Origin of the sequence: Aminobacter niigataensis, from assembly GCF_946995915.1 — a bacterium.
Classification (GTDB): Bacteria; Pseudomonadota; Alphaproteobacteria; order Rhizobiales; family Rhizobiaceae; genus Aminobacter; species Aminobacter niigataensis.
Genome location: NZ_OX341517.1, coordinates 2,486,068 through 2,504,904 on the forward strand (window position 1 = coordinate 2,486,068; position 18,837 = coordinate 2,504,904).

Sequence of the window (18,837 nt, forward strand, 5' to 3'; positions counted from 1 at the left end):
CGCGAGACGGGCGTTCCCATACCTGCCGTCGTTCGCCCTTCACAACCGTATCGACTCTCTGCCGTTCTCGCCGCAGGATGCCCCTTGGTGAACTTGTGGGGACGGGTTCGGCATGGCGGGATCATTCGACAGGCCAAGGGTCGTGAATCGCCGTGGCATGCTGTGGCTGCTAGGTGCGGCCGCAGCGCTGTCGGTGACTCCAGGCTGCGCGCGCTGGCGTCCTGAGCCCGGGCGCTGTGCGTTGACATCTGCCGATCCTGTGATCGACGTCCACTGTCACTTCTTCAATGCCTCGGACGTGCCGGTGCGAGGCTTCGTCGAATATGTCGCTCTCGGCGAATTGCGCGATGAGTTCTTACCGCGGGCCGACGTCCAGACGAAAGGGCTCTTCAATGGCCTGATCGCGTTTCTGGTCGATATCCTGAGCCGCGGCGCGAAAGACGCGCCCACCGAAGCTGCCCGGTTGCGGTCCGGGACACCGCTCGAGCCTGCTTCCGTGGTGCAGCAGCGCAAGACCCAGATACTTGCTGACGCAATCCAGGAAATGGACCGCCGGGCAAGAGGCATCGAAACCTTCGGCAGGGGTGTCGAAGGTCTTGACGTCGAACCCGATTATCCGGCGCTGATGGAGCAGTTGGCCAAGGATGCCGTCAGGCCGCAGGCGTTCAGCCGATCCCGGGCGTTGTCCCGCGTAGGCGCGATCGGGCTAGCCAACGGCCTGCAGCGCCAGCCAAGCGAAATGCAGCGCTACATCTATTTCGCGCTTTTGCTGCTCGACGATCGGGAAGCCATTGCACGCGAATACCTTCGCGTCTTTGCCCCGTCGGGTTGCGTTTCCTTGGTGACGCCAAGCTTCCTCGACATGGAGAACTGGCTCGGAAACAGCCGTGCACGGTCATCCATCGCCGAGCAAATAGAGGTCATGGACCTGCTTCAGGTCCAGATCGCGCGCACAACCGAGCTGCACATGCACAGCTTCGTCGGTTTCGATCCATGGCGTGAGGCCGAGGGCGGCGGCTCGCTGAAGCTGGTCAAGCGGGCAATTCTCGACTGCGGCTTTGTCGGGGTAAAGCTCTACCCGCCAATGGGTTTCCAGGCGTTCGGTAATGGAGAGATCAGGTTTCCCAAGGGCGCGCCGGGAGGGATGGAGATGGAGACCGCGCTTCGCAGGCTGTACGCATGGTGTGAATCGAACGACGTGCCGATCATGGCGCATGCGGAAAACAGCCTCGGCTCGCTTTGCGGCTACGGCCATCGGGCCAGCCCGTCCTGGTGGCGAGAGGCATTGCGCGAATTTCCGAAATTGCGCGTCAATCTGGCTCATTTCGGCAGCTTCGACGAATTGCGCACCCAGCCGGCGCCAAAGAGATGTTCCAAGGACGCTTTTGGGAAGGACGCCTGGGAGTTCATCGTCGGTAAGACGATATCAGAGGACGGCAGGGAACATCTCTTTGCCGATCTCGGCTACCTCTACGAACTGACCAGTCCGCAGTTCGATGACCGGACGCGCTCCGAGATCAGGGGTTATCTCAAGCAGTTCCAGTCACGCTACGACCCTGATGTCCGGCATCTGCTCTACGGTACCGATTGGACGATGATCGCCAAGGAACTGGACAACAACAACTACATGTACCGGCTCGGCGCGCAGCTGACAGCTGCTGGTTACACGCCCGAGCAACAGCAGAACATCTACTGGCGCAACGCAGCGCGCTATCTCGGGCTCGGAAAGACCGACAAGACGCGCAACCGCCTGCGCGACTACTGCCTGAACCGCAAGATCGATGCGGACTGGCTGTCGGCATTCGACCAGTAGCAGGAAAATCTGTCCTCCAGGGGGCTGAACGCGTCGAGTAGCGACCAGCCCCTTTCTCGATCAACCCACTAGCCACGCTTGCATGCGGCGAGGATCGCTTCCCGCAGGTCCTCGCCGGTGATCGGCTTGTGGAGAATGCGAGCCCCGCTGGCGCTGACCTCCTTGAGCCGTGCCGGCGAGGTATCGCCGGTGACGATGATGGCGGGGACGGAGCGTCCGACATGGGCGCGAAGAGCCTGGATCGCATCGAAGCCGGTGACGCCGTCCGCGAGGCGGTAGTCGGCGACGATCAGGTCGACAGGAGCTTCGCCGGCGGCCAATGCCTTGGCATGGGCGCCTTGCGCTTCGGCGGCGGAGCGGCCGGCATAGACCCGATGCCCTTCCAGGCTGAGCAGCTGCACCATCGCGTCGAGAACGTCGTCCTCGTCCTCGACGACCATGATGCCGGCGGCAATGCCGGCAGGAGGCATTGCCTCGATCAGCCGAGGTGCTGCCGTCGTGCGGATATTGGGAACCGCGATCGAGAACATGGAGCCGCGGCCCGGCGTTGAGACCAGCCTGAGTGGATGCTTCAGCAGTTGGGCCGTGCGGCGGACGATCGCGAGCCCCAGGCCCAGGCCTTGCGTCCTGTCGCGGGCCGGGTTCTGCAATTGCACGAATTCCTCGAAGACCATTGTCTGCTGATCCCCGGGAATTCCCGGGCCTGTGTCCAGGACCTGTATTTCCACAAGACTGCCGCGCCTGCGGCAGCCGAGCAGGACGCTGCCTTCCGTGGTGTAGCGAAACGCGTTCGACACGAGGTTGTTGAGGATCCGCCTGAGCATCATCGGGTCGCTTTCGACCCTCAGGCTGCTGTCGGCCACGCGCCATGCGAGGCCGCGCTGTTTCGCTTCCCCGGCAAATTCGTCGTGGAGGTCGCGGAAAAGCTGGCGCAACGGCACCGTCTCGGGGGTGACGGTGACAATGCCAGCGTCGAGCTTGGAGATGTCGAGCAATGCGTTCAGCAGCCCGCTGAGGTTGCCGACGACCGACTTCGCCCGGCTTGCCAGGTTGCGGGCGTCGCCCGAAGGCACGTCGCCGCGCTGCCCCAGCATGGCGAGCGTCGAGACCAGCAGGCTCAAAGCATGGATCGGCTGGCGCAGGTCGTGGCTGGCCGCCGCGAGGAAACGCGTCTTGGCACGATCGGCCGTTTGTGCGCGGTCGCGTTCCTCCTCCAGGTGCACGACCAGGCTTTCGTTCTCTAGGCGCAGGCTGATTGTTTCGCGCAACATGCGATAGGTGATGCGGCAATAGTAGAAATTGATGGCCACAAGCGACGCGAGCAAAAACAGGAAGGCGCCGGAGAAGTCGCTTTCGGCTGTGATGCAGCGAATGGCGACTGGGATGACGGTTGCGAGGATCGAACCGATGAGAGCCGGCGGGAAGGCCGACAGCGACGGCACCGTGCCACAGACGAGGCCAGTCAGCACGATGACGGTGAAGGACAGCACGGCCGGTTCCTCGGGCAGGAAGCCGGCCCAACCGAGCGCGCCCCATAGGAGGCCCGATACCCACGAAAAACCTGCCGCGAGCCATGCCCAGGGCATGAGCGAGCCGGAATCCAACCTGCGCCGAAAGAAGCTGCGCGATGCAAGGACGCGTGTTGCGGTAAGCAGATACAGCGCACCTAACCAGGTGGCCAGCCAAGTCGTGGAAACGGCATTGCTGAGCACGTATACGGCTGCCAGCGAAATGACGATGTTGGAGATGACCACGCCATAGGAATTGCGATACAGAAGCTCGATGAGGGCATGGCGTATCTTGGCTTCCTGCATCGTATGTCTCCGGCTTCCGGATGGATATTGACCCGACGGTCGCACCCGTGACGATTGATCTATCTGCAACTTGTTTCCCATAGGTTGGCGACCGGACAGATAAGCCTGTTATGGTCGCCGCATGAATCGCCCACTCACCGCCATCCTCGCCGACGACCATGCCATTGTCCGCGAGGGCCTCAAGCTGCTCATCTCAACAATGGACAACGTCTCCATCGTTGCCGAGGCAGCAGATGGCGAGGCTTTGTTGAGGCATGTCCGGGAGGCGCGCGCGGACCTGCTGATCCTCGATCTCGGCATGCCTGGCGTGGCCGGCATACAGTTCATCTCCGACATCAGCGCCTTGGCGCCCCGCATGAAGATCCTGGTCCTGACCGCAAACATCGAGCCGCGGACTGTGCGTGCCGCGATCGAGGCGGGCGCCAGCGCCTATCTGACCAAGGACGGCGATCCCGAGGAACTGGGGGCGGCCATCGAGGCGGTGAAGAAGGGCGGAACATATCTGGCGCGAACCGTCCGCTTCGCGATCAGCGAGCCGAGCCGAAACGGCGGGCCCACGCAGGAAATCGTGTCGCCGATCCCGCTCACGCGACGCGAGCGTCAGATCCTGGGGCTGGTGGCGCATGGCATGACCGCGCGCGAGGTGGCCGAACGGTTGGGCATCAGTCCCTTGACCGCCCGCAAGCACCGGGAAAACCTGATGCGCAAACTCGATCTCCATAGCGCCGCCGAACTGACCACCTATGCGGTTCGCCTGGGGTTGCCCGCGGGCTGAACCCGGCAGTCCTGGTAGTATTGCCTTAACCATCTCCACATTGGTCGAAAGCGCGGGCGAACCAAATACGGCACCTGCCGTATGTTTTCGCGCCGGAGCCACGCCTATTCCTCCCAGCGGCCAAATCGTCGGGGGAGGAGCCGTGATGTTGTCGCTGGAGCTTTTGGTTCCGTTCGCTGTCGCAACGCTTGCCTTCGCCTGCATGCCGGGCCCCGCGATCCTCTACATGACCGCGCAGACCCTGGCGCATGGCCGCCAGGCCGGGCTGATGGCCGCGCTCGGCATTCACCTCGGCTGCTACGTGCACATCGTTGCGGCGACCGCCGGTCTGGCCTCGCTCATCACCCATGCGCCCGTCGTCTACGAGGCCATCAAGCTTGCGGGCGCTGCCTATCTGGTGTGGCTCGGTGTCACCATGTTCCTCGGCTGGAACAAGACCTCGGAAGACAATGGCGATGCAGGGTCGAGCACGCTGCGCGACAGCATCGTGGTCGAGGTGCTCAATCCGAAGACCGTGCTGTTCTTCCTGACCTTCCTGCCGCAATTCGTCGATCCGGCGGCGACCATGCCGCTGTGGCTCCAGTTCATGATCCTCGGCATGATCGTCAATCTCGTATTCTCGGTGGCCGACGTGGCGGCCGTCGGCATCGCCTCGCTGGCACTTGGCCGGGTCAGCAAAGGCAAGGCGGAGTGGATGATCCCCAAGGCCTGCGGCTCGATCCTGATCGGGCTCGGCGTGGTGCTGGTCAGCCAGCACCAGTGACAACGCGCTTGCAGGGCACGCCTGCGCCTGTGAAAACCGGCAGGGGGCGGGCCGCATGACGATGCGGGGCCAGGGTAGGCCAGGACCAGCCATCATTGCGCCCAGCCGCCGCCGTGGGTGGATAGTTCAGCGCCGCCATGCCAAAGTCGTGGCAAGATTACAGCCATGAAGGGCGCGCACTGTCTTCAGTTGGCAGTGTCGTTTGACAAGAGCCAATCGATAGGGGCCGCTTCCTTCTTCCCATCCGCAACCGATGTTGAGGATCTACAAGATGACGGGCATACGAACTTACCTGCTGAGCTTCCTCCTCCTTGTTCCCGCTCTCCTTGCCGGCCTTAGTGGCGCCAGTCTGGCGCATGACTACCCCGTCGCGGCGCCGGCCGAGCCTCTCGTCGCGCCGACAGGTACCGTCCTGTTCGAAAACGTCAGGATATTCGACGGCAAGGCAAGCACGCTGTCGCCGACGTCGAATGTGCTGGTCAACGGCAACCTCATCGAGCGCATCTCGACCGCCCCCATCGAGGCGGCGGGCGCGAAGGTGATAGCGGGCGGCGGCCGCGTGCTGATGCCCGGCCTGATCGATGCGCACTGGCACGCGATGCTGATCGCGTCGACCCCGGCAGAGGCAATGAGCGACATCGGCTTTGCCAATCTCGCCGCAGGCGACGAGGCAACGCATACGTTGATGCGTGGCTTCACGACGGTGCGCGACGTGGGCGGTCCGGTGTTCGGTCTCAAGCGCGCGATAGACAGCGGAATCGTCGTGGGACCGCGCATCTATCCATCCGGCGCCATGATCACGGTGACCAGCGGACATGGCGACTTCCGGCCATTCAGCGACCTGCCGCGGACGATCGGCGGCCCGTTCACGCCCATGGAGAGAAACGGAGGCAGCATAGTCGTGGACAGCCCGGATGAGGTGCGCTTGCGTGTCCGCGAGCAGTTCATGCAAGGGGCCGCCCACGTCAAGCTAACAGCCGGCGGCGGCGTGTCCTCGCCATTCAGCCCGCTCGATGTCACCACCTTCACCGAACCCGAATTGCGGGCCGCGGTCGAGATCGCCGAGAATTGGGGCACCTACGTCATTGCGCACGCCTTCACGACGGACGCGATCAAAATGGCAATCGCGGCCGGCGTGAAATGCATCGAACACGGCTTCCTCATGGACGAGGAAACCGCCAAGCTGATCGCCGAGAAGGATATCTGGCTGAGCTTGCAGCCGCTTCCGGAGATGATGAGGCTGGGTCTTCGGGAGGGCTCGGTCGAGCGGGCCAAGGCGGAAGAGGTGTGGCCGGGCATCGGCCGGACATACGAACTGGCGAAGAAGTACAAGATCAAGACGGCATGGGGGACGGACGTATTGTTCTCCCGCGATCTGGCGCGGCAGCAGGGCGCAATCCTCGCTTCGCTTATCCGCTGGTACACACCTGCCGAAGCCCTCGTGATGGCGACCGGGACCAATGCCGAACTGCTGACACTTTCCGGGAAGCGCAACCCTTATCCCGGAAAGCTGGGCGTGGTGGAGGAAGGCGCGCTGGCCGATCTGCTCCTTGTCGACGGCAATCCGCTCGAGGATCTCCAGCTGGTCGCCAACCCCGAGACGAGTTTCCTGGTCATCATGAAGGATGGCCGCATCTTCAAGGATACCCTGCCGAACTGATGGCTCGTCAGGGGGGCGAACCAGTTCGAGCCCGCTATCTGGCCGGTCGCCAACGTGTTGTCGGCGACCGCGAGGAACTGTCGGGACCGGGCCTGACCCTGATAATTCACTGGAGAGCCTGAGGACCTTCAGGCAGCTCGGCAAGTTCCGCGCAGAGCGTCAGCGCCGCCATCACGACATGGGTCCTGTTCCATCCTGCCATTTCCGCAATGCTCAGCAGCTTGACCAGCGAGGGTTCGAGCGCGAACTGGCATTGGGCCAGATACTCCCCGTCCTCCGGTTCCAACGTCGGGCTGTTGATGCGCAGGGGCTTGGTCATTGGCGTCACTTCAGGAATTCCAGTCCAGCAATAGATGCGAAGTCGGATCGCTATGTCTCCCGCGCAAGCCGATCGACTGTGGGACAATGATCTAAAGCATTGACATAGGTGAAGATAATGAATTCCAGTCTACTCACTTGAGTGGAATTCATGTGTCATGACGAAAAAGCGGTCGATGCCCCACCTGCGGGCGCTTCAGTCCTTTGAAGCCGTTGCACGGCATCTTTCCGTTTCCCATGCGGCCCAGGAGCTTGGCGTGACGCAAAGTGCTGTCAGTCACCAGATCCGGCGCCTGAGCGAAGAACTTGGCGAGAGGCTGGTGGAGCGGCAGGGTCGCGGCCTCGTGCTGACCGAGGCGGGGCGTCGCCTGGCGCTGGAACTCGACCGTGCCTTCGATCTCATCGAGCGCTCGGCGGCGCAGGTCGTCGGAGCGGCCAATGGAACGGTGCGCCTTGCCGCCTATGGGACCTTCGCCAGCGGCTGGCTGGTCCAGCGGCTGCCCGAGTTCTTCGCCCGGTACCCCGACATCGATCTGCAACTCATCACGGTCAGCGAGGAGGATGAGCTAAGCGACAGGGTGGCCGATGCTTTCATCACGTCTGTGCCTTCGCAGCGCGGATATCGGAGCGTTCTGCTCAAACGGGACCACCTGATCGCCGTCGCTCCCCCAGATCTGGGCCCGTGGCCTTGCCCCTTGATCACCACCGAAGTTTCGCCGTCTGCGGTAGGCGCCGATTGGATCGATTACTGTCGTCACAACGGCCTCGAGCTTTCGACCTTCCAGAAGGAGAGCTGGAAGCTGTGCACGCATTACCAGCTGGCGTTCGACATGGCCCGAGCCGGCATTGGCGCGGCGCTGGTTCCTGACTTCCTTGGCGAACGGGGTATCGCCGAAGGAACGTTGCAAAGGGTATACGGTGAGTCGATGCCGACTGGGTCGAGCTACTACCTGTCCATCAAGTTCAGCCGCAGCCAGGAGCGGGCGCTGGCGAGTCTGACGCAATGGCTCCGCGCGGCTGCGCGATAGCGCCGGGGAATGATGAACTCATGTCATGGCCGGAGCCTGCATGGGTGCCGGCGCTCCCGGGCAATTCGCCTAAGCCTCCAGCGCGCCTGACCGGGCGTCATTGCTCGGCCGCGTGCCGACCAGCTTGACCAGGTCGTCGCCGGCGCGGGTGGCGCGGTGCGAGCGGCGGGTCAGGATGTAGCCGTCCTGCGGCGCCAGCACCTCCACCCTGCCGCCGTCCTCGCCGGGCGCGCGCACGATGGTGGCGAGGCGCGTGCCCGCCTTGACCCGGTCGCCCGGCTTGACGTCGTAGAGGATGGCGCCGGCGCAAGGTGCCGGCACCATCTCGATATGCTCGATCGGCGCCACCACGCCGTCGAATGCCTTCCTGGTTTCGATCGAAGCGTCCTCGATCACGCCGCGCGCCACCAGCAGCCGGTAAAGGCCTTCGGCGTCATATTCGGCGGTGCCGGCATGGACGTCCGAGGTGCCGCGATACTCGACGGTGGTGACCACCCGGCTTTCGAGCCTGGCTTGCCGGCGCGGCATCTTGAGGTAGGGATGCAGTGACGCTTCGTCGAAGGACGAACCCGACTGGCCGCCCCACAGGATCACCGCGTCGACGCCCATGTTCGCCGCGCAATCTTCCATCGCCGGCCACAGCTCCTCCGGCACGTAGAGATAGGCGACGCCTTCGTCGTCACAGTGCAGGTCGAGCACGATGTCATGGCCGACCGAAAGCTTGAGCAGCCGCGCCTTGAGGCGCTTGTCGGCCGACATCGCCACATCGTCGCCGGGCAGAAGCGACACGTCCGGCCTGTCGAGCAGCGGGAAATCGCGGTTGTAATTGGTGCGCGTGCCCAAATCGAAGCGCCCCTGCGCGGCATGGAACAACAGCTGGTTGGCGCCGATCGGGTTGGCCCGCGGCACGAGGGTCAGGTTGCCGCGAATGCGTCCTTCCACGGCTGCCCTGCGCAATTTCGGCATCAGCGCGTCGATGGCAACGACGCCGGGCAGTTCGTCGCCATGAAGGGCCGCCTGGATATAGGCCGAGGGCGCCTCGGTCGACGATCCCGAGATGCGGTAGACCGGCATTTCGTAGGCGATGCCTTCGCTGTCGCCACGGATCGTCTCGACGCTCTTCTTCATTTTTGTCCCCGAATCTCTTGGTCCGAACGATAGATCATCGCGCAGCGACGCCGTCCTGATCCAGCAGGAAGCGTCCGCCACGCCAGACCTTGGGTAAGCTTAAGCGGTCGCCGCGCCCCACTGCTTCATCAGTGCCACGGAGCGCGCGAGCTGCGGGGCGGCGTGAAAGTCGTGGCCAAGTGTCGCCGCCGCGCGCCAGGGCCAGCGTGGATCGGCAAGCAATGCGCGACCCAGCGCCACCATGTCGGCGCGGCCTTCGCGCACGATCGCATCGGCCTGGGCCGGCTGGTCGATCATCCCCACCGCACGCACCGGAATGCCGGTCGCCTGCTTCACGGCTTCGGCGAGATGAACCTGGTAGCCGGGGCCGGTGCGCAGGCTCTGGTGCGGGGAGTTGCCGCCGCTGGAGCAGCAGATATAGGCGATTCCCGCATCGCGGTAGGCCTTGGCCACCTCGATCGCGTCGTCGAGCGTGAAGCCACCCTCGACCCAGTCGGTCAGCGACATGCGCGCGCCCAGCATCAGGTTGGGTACGGCATCGGCTACGCGGCGGGCGATCTCGATGGCAAAGCGCATGCGGTTTTCCAGCGAACCGCCCCATTTGTCGGTGCGATGGTTGGACAGCGGCGACAGGAACTGGTGCAGCAGGTAGCCATGGGCCGAATGCAGCTCGATGAAGTCGAAGCCGGCGCGCTCGGCCCGCTTCGCTGCCTCGACGAAATGTCCGACGGCCTGCTCGATCTCGGCCTCGCTCAGCGCATGCGGCACCTGCCAGCCGTCGGCATAGGCAATCGCCGAGGCAGAGACGACCGGCCAGGCATCCTCGTTTGGCGCCAGCGGGCCCGAGCCTTCCCATGGACGGCGGTTGGAGGCCTTGCGTCCGGCATGGGCCAGTTGCACGCCGAATTTCGCACCGGGCGTTGCCACGCGCCTGGCGGCGTCCAGCGTCCGCTTCGCCGCCGCCTCGTTGGCATCGGAGTAGAGCCCCATGCAGCCATGGCTGATGCGGCCGCGGCGCTCGACGTCGGTCATCTCGACGGTGATCATGCCGGCGCCGGACATCGCCAGGTTCATCCAGTGCTGCAGGTGCCAGTCCGTGGCCGAACCATCGTCGGCCGAATACTGGCACATCGGGGCAACGGCGATGCGGTTGGGGAGTTCGAGCTGGCCGAGGGTGATCGGCGAGAACAGATGGGCGGTCATGGCGGCTCCGATTATCAAGCCGTGCGAATGTAAGGCGTTGGCGATTTCCGACAACCGTATTGCATGGGGCCAGCGCGTGTTATCAGTCGCCGCGACGATAGCGCTTGCCAGCAATGGGTGACCGAATGACGACACGCGACCGGCTTGAAGCGATCCTTGGGCGGCTTGCCGCCCGCGCCGGCGACGAGCGCGTGTTCATGAAGCTTTATGCCGAGGCCGCGCGCGCGGCTGCCGACGCTGCCGATGCGCGCGCCAGGGCAGGGCTATCGCTCGGACCGCTGGACGGTGCCATCGTTTCGATCAAGGACCTGCTCGACGTCGCCGGCGAGCCGACGCTTGCCGGTTCGCTGATGCGTCGGGATGCTGCGCCCGCGCAAGCGGACGCGCTGGTGGTCCGGCGCCTGCGCCGGGCAGGGGCGGTCATCATCGGCAAGACGGCAATGACCGAATTCGCCTTCACCGCGCTCGGCATCAACCCGCATTACGGCACGCCGGGCAATGCCGCCGATCCGGTGCTGATTCCCGGCGGTTCGTCGTCGGGCGCCGGCGTTTCCGCCGCCGAAGGCTCCTCCGACATATCGATCGGCTCGGATACCGGCGGTTCGGTGCGCATCCCGGCCGCGCTCAACGGCGTGGTCGGCTTCAAGCCGACGGCGCGGCGCGTGCCGCTCGACGGAGCGTTTCCCTTGTCGCCGTCGCTCGATTCGCTCGGGCCGCTGGCAAGGACGGTCGGGGCTTGCATCGCTGCCGACGCCGTCATGGCCGGCAAGGAGTTTTCCGCGCTTGCGCCGCTGTCCCTGTCTGGCCTGCGCATCGGCGTGCCGCGCGGGCGGCTGATGGAGCATTGCGACGCCACCGTTTCCGCCGCCTTTGAGCTGTCGCTCAAGCGGCTTGCCGCAGCCGGCGCACGGGTCGAGGACCTTGCCATTGACGACCTGCTGCTGGCCCTGCGCGAGTCGACGCGCACGGCCTCGATCGCCGCCATCGAAGGCGCCGAGATCCATGCCGACTGGCTGTCGGTGGGCGCCAAGGTCGCTGTCGACCAGCATGTCAGCGGCGGGCTCGGCCGGGCGCTGCAGGTGCCGGCGGTCGCCTACATCAGGACCATGCGCCGCCGCGCCGAACTGGTGGCCGCCATGGACGCACGGCTGTCCGTCGTCGACCTCATGGTCCTGCCGACCACGCCTGTCGTCGCCCAGCCGATCGCCGAGATGCTGGCCGACGAACGCCATGGCGACCGGATCGAGGGACTCCTGCTGCGCAACACGCAGGTCGCCAACCAGTTCGACCTCTGCGCCCTGTCGCTGCCGATGCCGGGCACTGCCCTGCCGGTGGGCCTGATGCTGGTCGGCCGCCACGGCCACGACCGTCGCATGCTTTCGGTCGGGCTGGCAGTCGAGGCTTTGCTGAAAGGATAGGCGATGACCGTGCCGATCACCGACGACGGCATTTTCACCCGCTGGCGCGCCGGGGACCAGTGAAACGGCCTGCCGCTGGCTCTTGCGGAGCCGGCCCGAATAGTGGTCATCTTGGCGCTGCACCAGTGCGTGCCGGAATCGGACGAGGAGTTTTGAGAGATGCCGTCGACAATGAAGGGACCAGCAATATTCCTCGCCCAGTTCGCCGGCGATGCGGCGCCGTTCAATTCACTGAAATCGATTACATCGTGGGCCGGCGGGCTCGGCTACAAGGGCGTGCAGATCCCGACGCCCGATGCGCGGCTATTCGATCTCGAGAAGGCGGCGACGTCGAAAACCTATTGCGACGAGATCAAGGGCGTCTGCGCCGAGGCCGGCGTCGAGATCACCGAACTGTCGACCCATCTCCAGGGGCAACTGGTGGCGGTGCACCCCGCCTATGACGCGCAGTTCGACGGATTTGCGCCGGCGGCCTTGCACGGCAAACCGAAGGAGCGGCAGCAGTGGGCGGTCGAGCAGATGAAGCTTGGCGCCAGGGCTTCGCAGAATCTCGGCCTCAAGGCCTGCGTTTCGTTCACCGGCGCGCTTGCTTTTCCCTATCTTTATCCGTGGCCGCAGCGGCCGGCGGGCCTGATCGAGGAGGCGTTTTCCGAGCTGGGCAAGCGCTGGACGCCGATCCTCGACGCCTATGACGAGGCCGGCGTCGACCTTTGCTTCGAGCTGCATCCGGGCGAGGATACGTTCGACGGCGCCACCTTCGAGATGTTCCTCGACGCGGTCGGCGGCCACAAGCGCTGCAACATCAATTACGACCCGTCGCATTTCCTGCTGCAGCAGCTCGACTACCTCGCCTTCATCGACATCTATCACGAGCGCATCAAGGCGTTTCACGTCAAGGACGCCGAGTTCAACCCGACGGGGCGCCAGGGCGTCTATTCCGGCTACCAGGGCTGGCTCGGCCGTGCCGGCCGCTTCCGCTCGCTCGGCGACGGCCAGGTTGATTTCTCCGGCATCTTCTCGAAGCTCGCTCAATATGGCTACGACAGCTGGGCGGTGCTCGAATGGGAATGCTGCCTCAAGCATCCCGAGGACGGTGCCGCCGAAGGCGCGCCGTTCATTGAAAGCCACATCATCCGGGTGACCGACAAGGCGTTCGACGATTTTGCCGGTGGAACGAGCGATCGGGCGATGCTGCGGGCGATGATGGGGATCGAGTAGGGACGTACGTCCCGCGGCCACCTTCTTCCTGTCGGGGAGAAGTGGCAAGTGCGCCGCTTCAGACCTCCTCTCTAGGTCGGCCGAGCGAAGCGGAGGCCGGGTGAGGGGCAACATATCAAGGGGAGAACACGACATGGTCGGTGCATCGAAATCCGGGAATGGCAGCGGCCCGATCCGCTACGGCATGGTCGGCGGTGGGCAGGGCGCCTTCATCGGCGGCGTGCACCGCATCGCCGCGCGCATGGACGGCGATTTCCAGCTCGTGGCGGGCGCGCTGTCGTCCAACCCCGAGCGGGCCAAGGCTTCGGCTGCCGAAATCGGGCTCGATCCCGAGCGCAGCTACACCTCGTACGCCGAGATGGCCAAGGCCGAGGCAAAACGTCCGGACGGCATCGAGGCGGTGGCCATCGTCACGCCCAACAATGTGCATTTCCCCGCGGCCAAGGCGTTCCTCGAAGCCGGCATCCACGTCATCTGCGACAAGCCGCTGACCGCAACGCTCGCCGAGGCGAAGAAACTGGCTGCACTGGTCGAGAAGACCGGCAAGGTCTTCGTGCTCACCCACAACTACACCGGCTATCCGATGATCCGGCAGGCGCGCGAGATGGTCGCCAAGGGCCAGCTCGGCGACATCCGCGTCGTCCAGGCCGAATATCCGCAAGACTGGCTGACCGAGGATCTTGCCGCCACCGGCCAGAAGCAGGCGTCGTGGCGCGGCGATCCCAAGCAGTCGGGCGCAGGCGGTGCCACCGGCGACATCGGCACCCACGCCTACAATCTCGCCCGCTTCGTCAGCGGGCTCGAGCTGGACTCGCTCTCCGCCGATCTCGACGCCTTCGTGCCCGGCCGCCTGCTCGACGACAACGTCAACGTCATGCTGCGCTTCAAGGGCGGCGCCAAGGGCATGATCTGGGCCAGCCAGGTGGCGCCGGGTCACGAGAACGGGCTCAAGCTGCGCGTCTACGGCTCCAAAGGCGGCATCGAATGGGTGCAGGCCGACCCGAACTATCTCTGGTACACGCCGTTCGGTGCGGCCAAGCAGCTGATCACCCGCGGCGGCGTCGGCGCAGGCCCTGCCGCAGCACGGGTGACGCGCGTGCCGTCGGGCCATCCCGAAGGCTATCTTGAAGGTTTTGCCAACATCTACCAGGAGGCGGCTCGGGCCATACGCGCGGCGCGCAAGAAGGGCGGCAAGCCTGCCCGGGACGTGATCTACCCGACCGTGCAGGACGGCGTCGAAGGCGTCGCCTTCATCGAAGCCTGCGTGCGCTCGTCGAAGAAGAACGCCGCCTGGACGAAGCTGTGAGGGGATGCGGGCGAGGGTAGCTCGACAGCATTCCTTTCAGTGTCGACCGTCTGGATTGGTCTGCCGTTGCGGGCAGAAGAGCTTGGCCATCAGCGCTGCTGCTTGTCAGCTAGTGCTACGTCTGGTTACCTTCGCTTGATGCCCTAATCAGGAGAGTGCAATGCTTAGATCTTGGTTTCTGCCGCTAGGACTTGCTGTTGGCCTGCTCGCTTCACCGGTGGCGCTTCCTCCAGAGGCTATTGCCCAATCCAGTGTCAACATCGACATCAGCATTGGGACCAATCTCAACAGAGGCCGCGGGATATCCTGCAACCAGGGTGAAAGGCTGCTGCGCAATCGCGGTTTCCGAGATGTGCGCCGTGTCGACTGCCGCGGCCGGTTCTTTGTCTACCGGGCATGGCGCGGCAACACTCGCTTCGAGATCGCTATTCGACAACGCGATGGTCGCGTGGTCGATGTGCGTCGAATTGGTCGAAGATAAGCAGGGCTACGATCACCTCGACAGGTGTCGACAGCGGTGGGAGGAGGATGCGCGCCTCAACGGGAGGGGCGAATGGCGCGTGTTAGACGGTTCTTCACCAACCTGTTTGTCAACTTGTTGATAGCGATGGCTGTAGTCATCTCGATCATCGCAGTCCCGCTTTCCGTGGTGGCTTTTTTGTTTACCGCTGCAACGGCGAATAGCGACCCGAACGAGCAGTATGAGGCGGTCATCATGTTCGTCTTGATGATGGGCGTGATCGGGGTCGTCGTCGCGGCGTGGGCAGTTTTGAGAAATCGACAAAAATCCATTCAATAGTAATTGCTACGAACAATCTCGACTATAGACTAGCTTCCAAATACTCAGGCCGGCTGGACCGCTCGCTTCCCACCCCAGTTTGGGCAATTCCGATGTCAGATCGTTGGACAACAATGTTAAGCAGCGCGAGCCATCACAAGAGGCTTGTCTGTGAACTATACGTAGACAACCAGTTTGTTCTCCTCGTCTCAAACGAAGACGGGGAGCTTGAGGTAGATTGCGCCGACGGCTGCCTTTTCGCTCCCCCTTAACCAATTCGAGCGCGCGATTCAAACCTGCGTGGAGCGATTGCGAGACGCATGAAGATGCGACGGTAACGTGCGGGTCGATGCGCGCGCCAGGGGGGGTAAGAACCGAGATGGGCCTTTTTTCGACTATTTTTCGCCCCCTGAAGCTGGCCTTCACAGGGACGCTTGTCCACCAGATGGACACACCAATCTCAAATGGGCTGACCTTGTCGCTGCGTCTGAAGCGCGATGGGCATGGGAAACACCATGTATTGCTCGCTGGCTTCGCAGGAGGCGAGTATCAATACTACACGCTCGAATTGGCAGAATTCGCACAATTTGCCAGTTCAGTTGACGCTATCGAAGCGTCGATTGCAGCCAACGTCCTTCCGCCGTCCTGATCTCGGCTGAGATTGGCCGGGGATCACCCGCTCGGCCGGGAATTCGTCTGCTCAACCATCTCAAGTGTAGGGCTCACCAAAAGGAGCCCCCCCTATGCCCAAACCGTTTCGCTCTCTAGTTCTCAATTTCATCGCCGCTCTTGTATTAGCGGCGGCGGACTTCATTCTAAGGCGGCCTGGGCTTGTAGCTCAGGCCCAGCTTGCACCACGAGGAACAAACGAATGCCGCGACTGACCAACACGGCGCCCAACCGCGTGCTTCAGGTCGATACGCAAGTGGTCAACGAAGAGCCGCTACTGGCCCTGCTCAATCTTGAAACCGACGACGGGGCAGTCGAGCTTGCCATCAACCGCTCAGTGGCCGAACTGATGGTCGACCAGTTGATGACCTTGCTGGGGTATGACGAAGACGAAGAGTGACCAGGCCGGCGGGAAAGCGCGTGAACCTTGCCGCCCACACCGATTGGTCGGCCGAGCCAGACGCTACATGGCTCACTTACGGGTGGTCGTGTCCGTCCTGATGCCGCCCATATCGAGGCGAAAGACTACGATAAGATCGGCAAGGAAGAGTCAGAACTCGCAATCGAACTTGCCAAAGAACTACTCAAAGCCGTCTACCAGTACACCTCATTGGTACAAAGGCTCACTGCTCTCAATAAGGCAAAGCCCACTTAGCATCATTCCCCGGCGACGAAGCGCTGCTGCTTGCCAGTTAGCGCCACGTCTGATTACCTTGGGTTGTTTTCAGCAGGGAATTTCTGGTTGTTGCGTGCATTGAACTACCCGCTACTTCTTGTTCACGCTGCCGCTTGGGTGCTGCTTGCTGTTCTCGCTTCCCAAAACACTGGTCCCTATACGTTCGCCAGTTGTTGGCCCGTTATTCCGACCTACTTTCCACCAGCTGCCCTTGCCTACCTGGCGGCGGCGGCTTACTCGATTTGCATATTGACGGTTTCGGTTTTCACAGCGCGCTTTCGCAACACAATACACCTCAAGATCGCCGCTCACCTATTCATAGTCGTGGTGGGCATTGTAGCGTGCTATCAGGCTGCTCGCGCTGCTGCTGCTGGTCCGGTCAGTTGCCTCTGACCAACGCGACGAACGGACTGGACCGCTCGCTCCCCACCCCGGATGACAACATGCGAATAAAGTTGGCTGTAACTGTTGCGATTGGAGTGTTCACCCCCGCCGTCGCAGCATCATGGGCAACTCCCCCTTCAGGGCAGAGCGGCGAATGGACGGTCAAAGGCATCTGCAAAAGGCTGGTTGTTGCCAACGAGAACTTGCTGTCGGATTGTACTGGTGAGGTAACGCGAACTAGAACGTCCGACGGCGTCGTGACGCTTCAGTTCTCGACCGCGAGAGGAAAGCTAATCTTCCGTGCAAGGGAAAGTACCGCACGGCTTTGGCAGGGGTACCGATCGGTTCTTGAAGTTAACGAGATGGCTTTCGAGGCTCCCGGACAGGGAGCCATCGCCGCATACGGCAGTTGCGAATATGGTGCCCCTTATGTCGGACAGGCCACTATCAACTGTCGTGGCGGCAACGGCAGCTTTAAGACATGGGCCGCCACCGTTAAGACGGACGGGCCGTTGCCTGTCCCTGACAGCGAATACATAGCTCCTCGGATCAACAGTGTTCACGATTGATGGGCGGGATGCGGTGGTTACCCGCAATCGCGCTCAGCCGTTCCCTTGGTTATGAGCCAAGCGAGCGTTTCAGAAGGCCGCGTTCTATGAGATATTTCTGATGCCGATCTCTTACCAGAGCCGCAATGGCGACCAGGGCCGTGCAAGCAAAGCCCACGCCCAGAAACCAACCTACCGGTCCCAAAAGCCATCCGGTGGTTAGAACCACGATGGCCACTGCTACGATGGCACCAAGAGATATGGCAATGAACTTACGGCTGTCGATCATGGAAGGAAGACTAGGCACCTTCGCGACTGCCGGCAATATCACCCCGCCCGATCACTCGGGTGCCCTTTGATCCAGAAGTTCAGGGAGGTGCCGAGGTTTGGCATCTGCGGCGCGCCCAGCATATAAAGGATGCATTCGAATGGGGTATCGCCGGGCTACCACCTTCTTCTGTCGCTCTATTGATGCCTCATTCGGTGTACCACGCTTGCACCTAGAACCCGACCTATTGCTCGCGAGACATGTTTGATTTCCTGCCCCGTTAATGTTGGGGTGCCGCTCGATAAGCTCAGATGAGAAACGCTGCTGCTTGTCAGCCAGCGCCGCGTCTGGTTACTTGTCCAGATACACGGGGGGCGTGGGCATGAAGGCGGTACTCTCCTCACTTGTGATGCTTGCTGTCGCAAGCTCTGCGGCCGTCGCACAGTCGGTGATCCCGAAAGGATGGTTCCTGCACGACGACCTGTCGCCCACACTGACGCTCGCCTATTACGATCCAGCGTCCGGCGATGTCGACGTGTCGCTGAACTGCACCGCCGGATATTCGGATGTTGTCGTCGCGTTCTACCCGAAGTCCGGCGACATGAGCGAAGGGCGAAGCGCCAAGCTCGAACTGCGCAACGGCGACGCAACCCATTCCATCGATGCCACCGGCAAGACCTACAACGGCCGCTATGTCTTCGACGGGTTGACGACCATGGAACCGGCACTGGGGAAGCTGCTCGTCGGCGGGTTCACGATCCTTGTCGGCGGCGAGGAAATGGGCACCTACACGCCGAACGAGTACGACGGTGCGCATGTGCGCAAACTGGCCGAAGCCTGCAACGGCTGACCGCCGTCGCAGTCCCTCGTGTGAACAGTCTGAATTCCGATTGCCTTGCGGCGCGGGCCGGTGCCACTGCAGGTTGCCCTTCCAACGGGGTGTCGGCTGCGCTGAGCCCCCACACGTGCCATCGGCCGTCAGCCTGACATGTGGCTCTGCGATCTTTTCCACATCGCCAACTATCGTATACATTTTGTACGACACTCATCTTCCACATCGTACACAATAT

The 18,837-nt window shown here is 63.0% G+C and carries 17 protein-coding genes; 13 read left to right on the plus strand and 4 right to left on the minus strand.

Translation table 11 applies throughout. The features are described from left to right. Positions 1-142: 142 nt before the first annotated feature. On the plus strand, positions 143-1,813 hold the full coding sequence (locus O1Y97_RS12090; protein WP_318761178.1) for an amidohydrolase family protein: 1,671 nt from the start codon (positions 143-145) through the stop codon (positions 1,811-1,813). Positions 1,814-1,881: 68 nt separating this feature from the next. Here O1Y97_RS12090 and O1Y97_RS12095 read toward each other — a convergent pair whose 3' ends face one another. Further along, the gene (locus O1Y97_RS12095) at positions 1,882-3,627 is read right to left on the minus strand and encodes an ATP-binding protein (RefSeq protein WP_318761179.1); all 1,746 of its coding nucleotides are present in this window, start codon (positions 3,625-3,627) and stop codon (positions 1,882-1,884) included. 121 nt (positions 3,628-3,748) lie between these two features. On the opposite strand from O1Y97_RS12095, the gene O1Y97_RS12100 reads away from it, so the two are divergent. The 3 genes from O1Y97_RS12100 (at position 3,749) to O1Y97_RS12110 (ending at position 6,825) form a co-directional block, all read left to right on the plus strand. Further along, positions 3,749-4,402 (plus strand): response regulator, encoded by a 654-nt coding sequence (locus O1Y97_RS12100; RefSeq protein ID WP_108607547.1) that lies wholly within the window; start codon positions 3,749-3,751, stop codon positions 4,400-4,402. 145 nt (positions 4,403-4,547) lie between these two features. After that, positions 4,548-5,165, plus strand: a complete 618-nt coding sequence (locus O1Y97_RS12105; RefSeq protein WP_318764203.1) for a LysE family translocator — start codon at positions 4,548-4,550, stop codon at positions 5,163-5,165. 271 nt (positions 5,166-5,436) lie between these two features. Beyond that, positions 5,437-6,825, plus strand: a complete 1,389-nt coding sequence (locus O1Y97_RS12110) for a metal-dependent hydrolase family protein (RefSeq protein WP_318761181.1) — start codon at positions 5,437-5,439, stop codon at positions 6,823-6,825. Between the two features lie 106 nt (positions 6,826-6,931). Here the strand turns inward: O1Y97_RS12110 and O1Y97_RS12115 are convergent, their stop codons facing one another. Continuing rightward, the gene (locus tag O1Y97_RS12115) at positions 6,932-7,144 is read right to left on the minus strand and encodes a hypothetical protein (protein ID WP_108607550.1); all 213 of its coding nucleotides are present in this window, start codon (positions 7,142-7,144) and stop codon (positions 6,932-6,934) included. A gap of 157 nt (positions 7,145-7,301) precedes the next feature. Here O1Y97_RS12115 and O1Y97_RS12120 point away from each other — a divergent pair, with 157 nt between their 5' ends. Then, on the plus strand, positions 7,302-8,171 hold the full coding sequence (locus tag O1Y97_RS12120; RefSeq protein ID WP_318761182.1) for a LysR family transcriptional regulator: 870 nt from the start codon (positions 7,302-7,304) through the stop codon (positions 8,169-8,171). Positions 8,172-8,240: 69 nt separating this feature from the next. Here the strand turns inward: O1Y97_RS12120 and O1Y97_RS12125 are convergent, their stop codons facing one another. Next, positions 8,241-9,299, minus strand: a complete 1,059-nt coding sequence (locus O1Y97_RS12125) for a succinylglutamate desuccinylase/aspartoacylase family protein (RefSeq protein WP_318761183.1) — start codon at positions 9,297-9,299, stop codon at positions 8,241-8,243. Positions 9,300-9,398: 99 nt separating this feature from the next. Beyond that, the gene (locus O1Y97_RS12130; protein WP_318761184.1) at positions 9,399-10,502 is read right to left on the minus strand and encodes an NADH:flavin oxidoreductase/NADH oxidase; all 1,104 of its coding nucleotides are present in this window, start codon (positions 10,500-10,502) and stop codon (positions 9,399-9,401) included. A 125-nt stretch (positions 10,503-10,627) separates the two neighbouring features. On the opposite strand from O1Y97_RS12130, the gene O1Y97_RS12135 reads away from it, so the two are divergent. The 8 genes from O1Y97_RS12135 to O1Y97_RS12170 all read left to right on the plus strand — a co-directional run bounded on the left by O1Y97_RS12135 (position 10,628) and on the right by O1Y97_RS12170 (position 18,617). Next, positions 10,628-11,920 (plus strand): amidase, encoded by a 1,293-nt coding sequence (locus O1Y97_RS12135; RefSeq protein ID WP_318761185.1) that lies wholly within the window; start codon positions 10,628-10,630, stop codon positions 11,918-11,920. Between the two features lie 159 nt (positions 11,921-12,079). Further along, entirely contained in the window at positions 12,080-13,138 is a 1,059-nt protein-coding gene (locus O1Y97_RS12140; RefSeq protein ID WP_318761186.1) for a sugar phosphate isomerase/epimerase family protein, read from the plus strand. Between the two features lie 133 nt (positions 13,139-13,271). After that, a complete protein-coding gene (locus O1Y97_RS12145) occupies positions 13,272-14,444 on the plus strand; it encodes a Gfo/Idh/MocA family protein (RefSeq protein WP_318761187.1) in 1,173 nt (390 codons plus the stop codon). Between the two features lie 160 nt (positions 14,445-14,604). Beyond that, positions 14,605-14,925, plus strand: coding sequence for a hypothetical protein (locus O1Y97_RS12150; RefSeq protein ID WP_183260240.1), 321 nt, complete (start codon positions 14,605-14,607; stop codon positions 14,923-14,925). A 72-nt stretch (positions 14,926-14,997) separates the two neighbouring features. After that, positions 14,998-15,243: a hypothetical protein gene (locus tag O1Y97_RS12155; protein WP_318761188.1), complete on the plus strand. Its 246-nt coding sequence runs from the start codon at positions 14,998-15,000 to the stop codon at positions 15,241-15,243. A 358-nt stretch (positions 15,244-15,601) separates the two neighbouring features. Next, positions 15,602-15,871, plus strand: a complete 270-nt coding sequence (locus O1Y97_RS12160) for a hypothetical protein (RefSeq protein WP_318761189.1) — start codon at positions 15,602-15,604, stop codon at positions 15,869-15,871. Between the two features lie 222 nt (positions 15,872-16,093). Continuing rightward, positions 16,094-16,291 (plus strand): hypothetical protein, encoded by a 198-nt coding sequence (locus O1Y97_RS12165; RefSeq protein ID WP_183260246.1) that lies wholly within the window; start codon positions 16,094-16,096, stop codon positions 16,289-16,291. Between the two features lie 1,858 nt (positions 16,292-18,149). Continuing rightward, complete coding sequence (locus O1Y97_RS12170; RefSeq protein WP_318761190.1) at positions 18,150-18,617, plus strand: hypothetical protein; 468 nt, start codon at positions 18,150-18,152, stop codon at positions 18,615-18,617. Positions 18,618-18,837 lie beyond the last annotated feature (220 nt).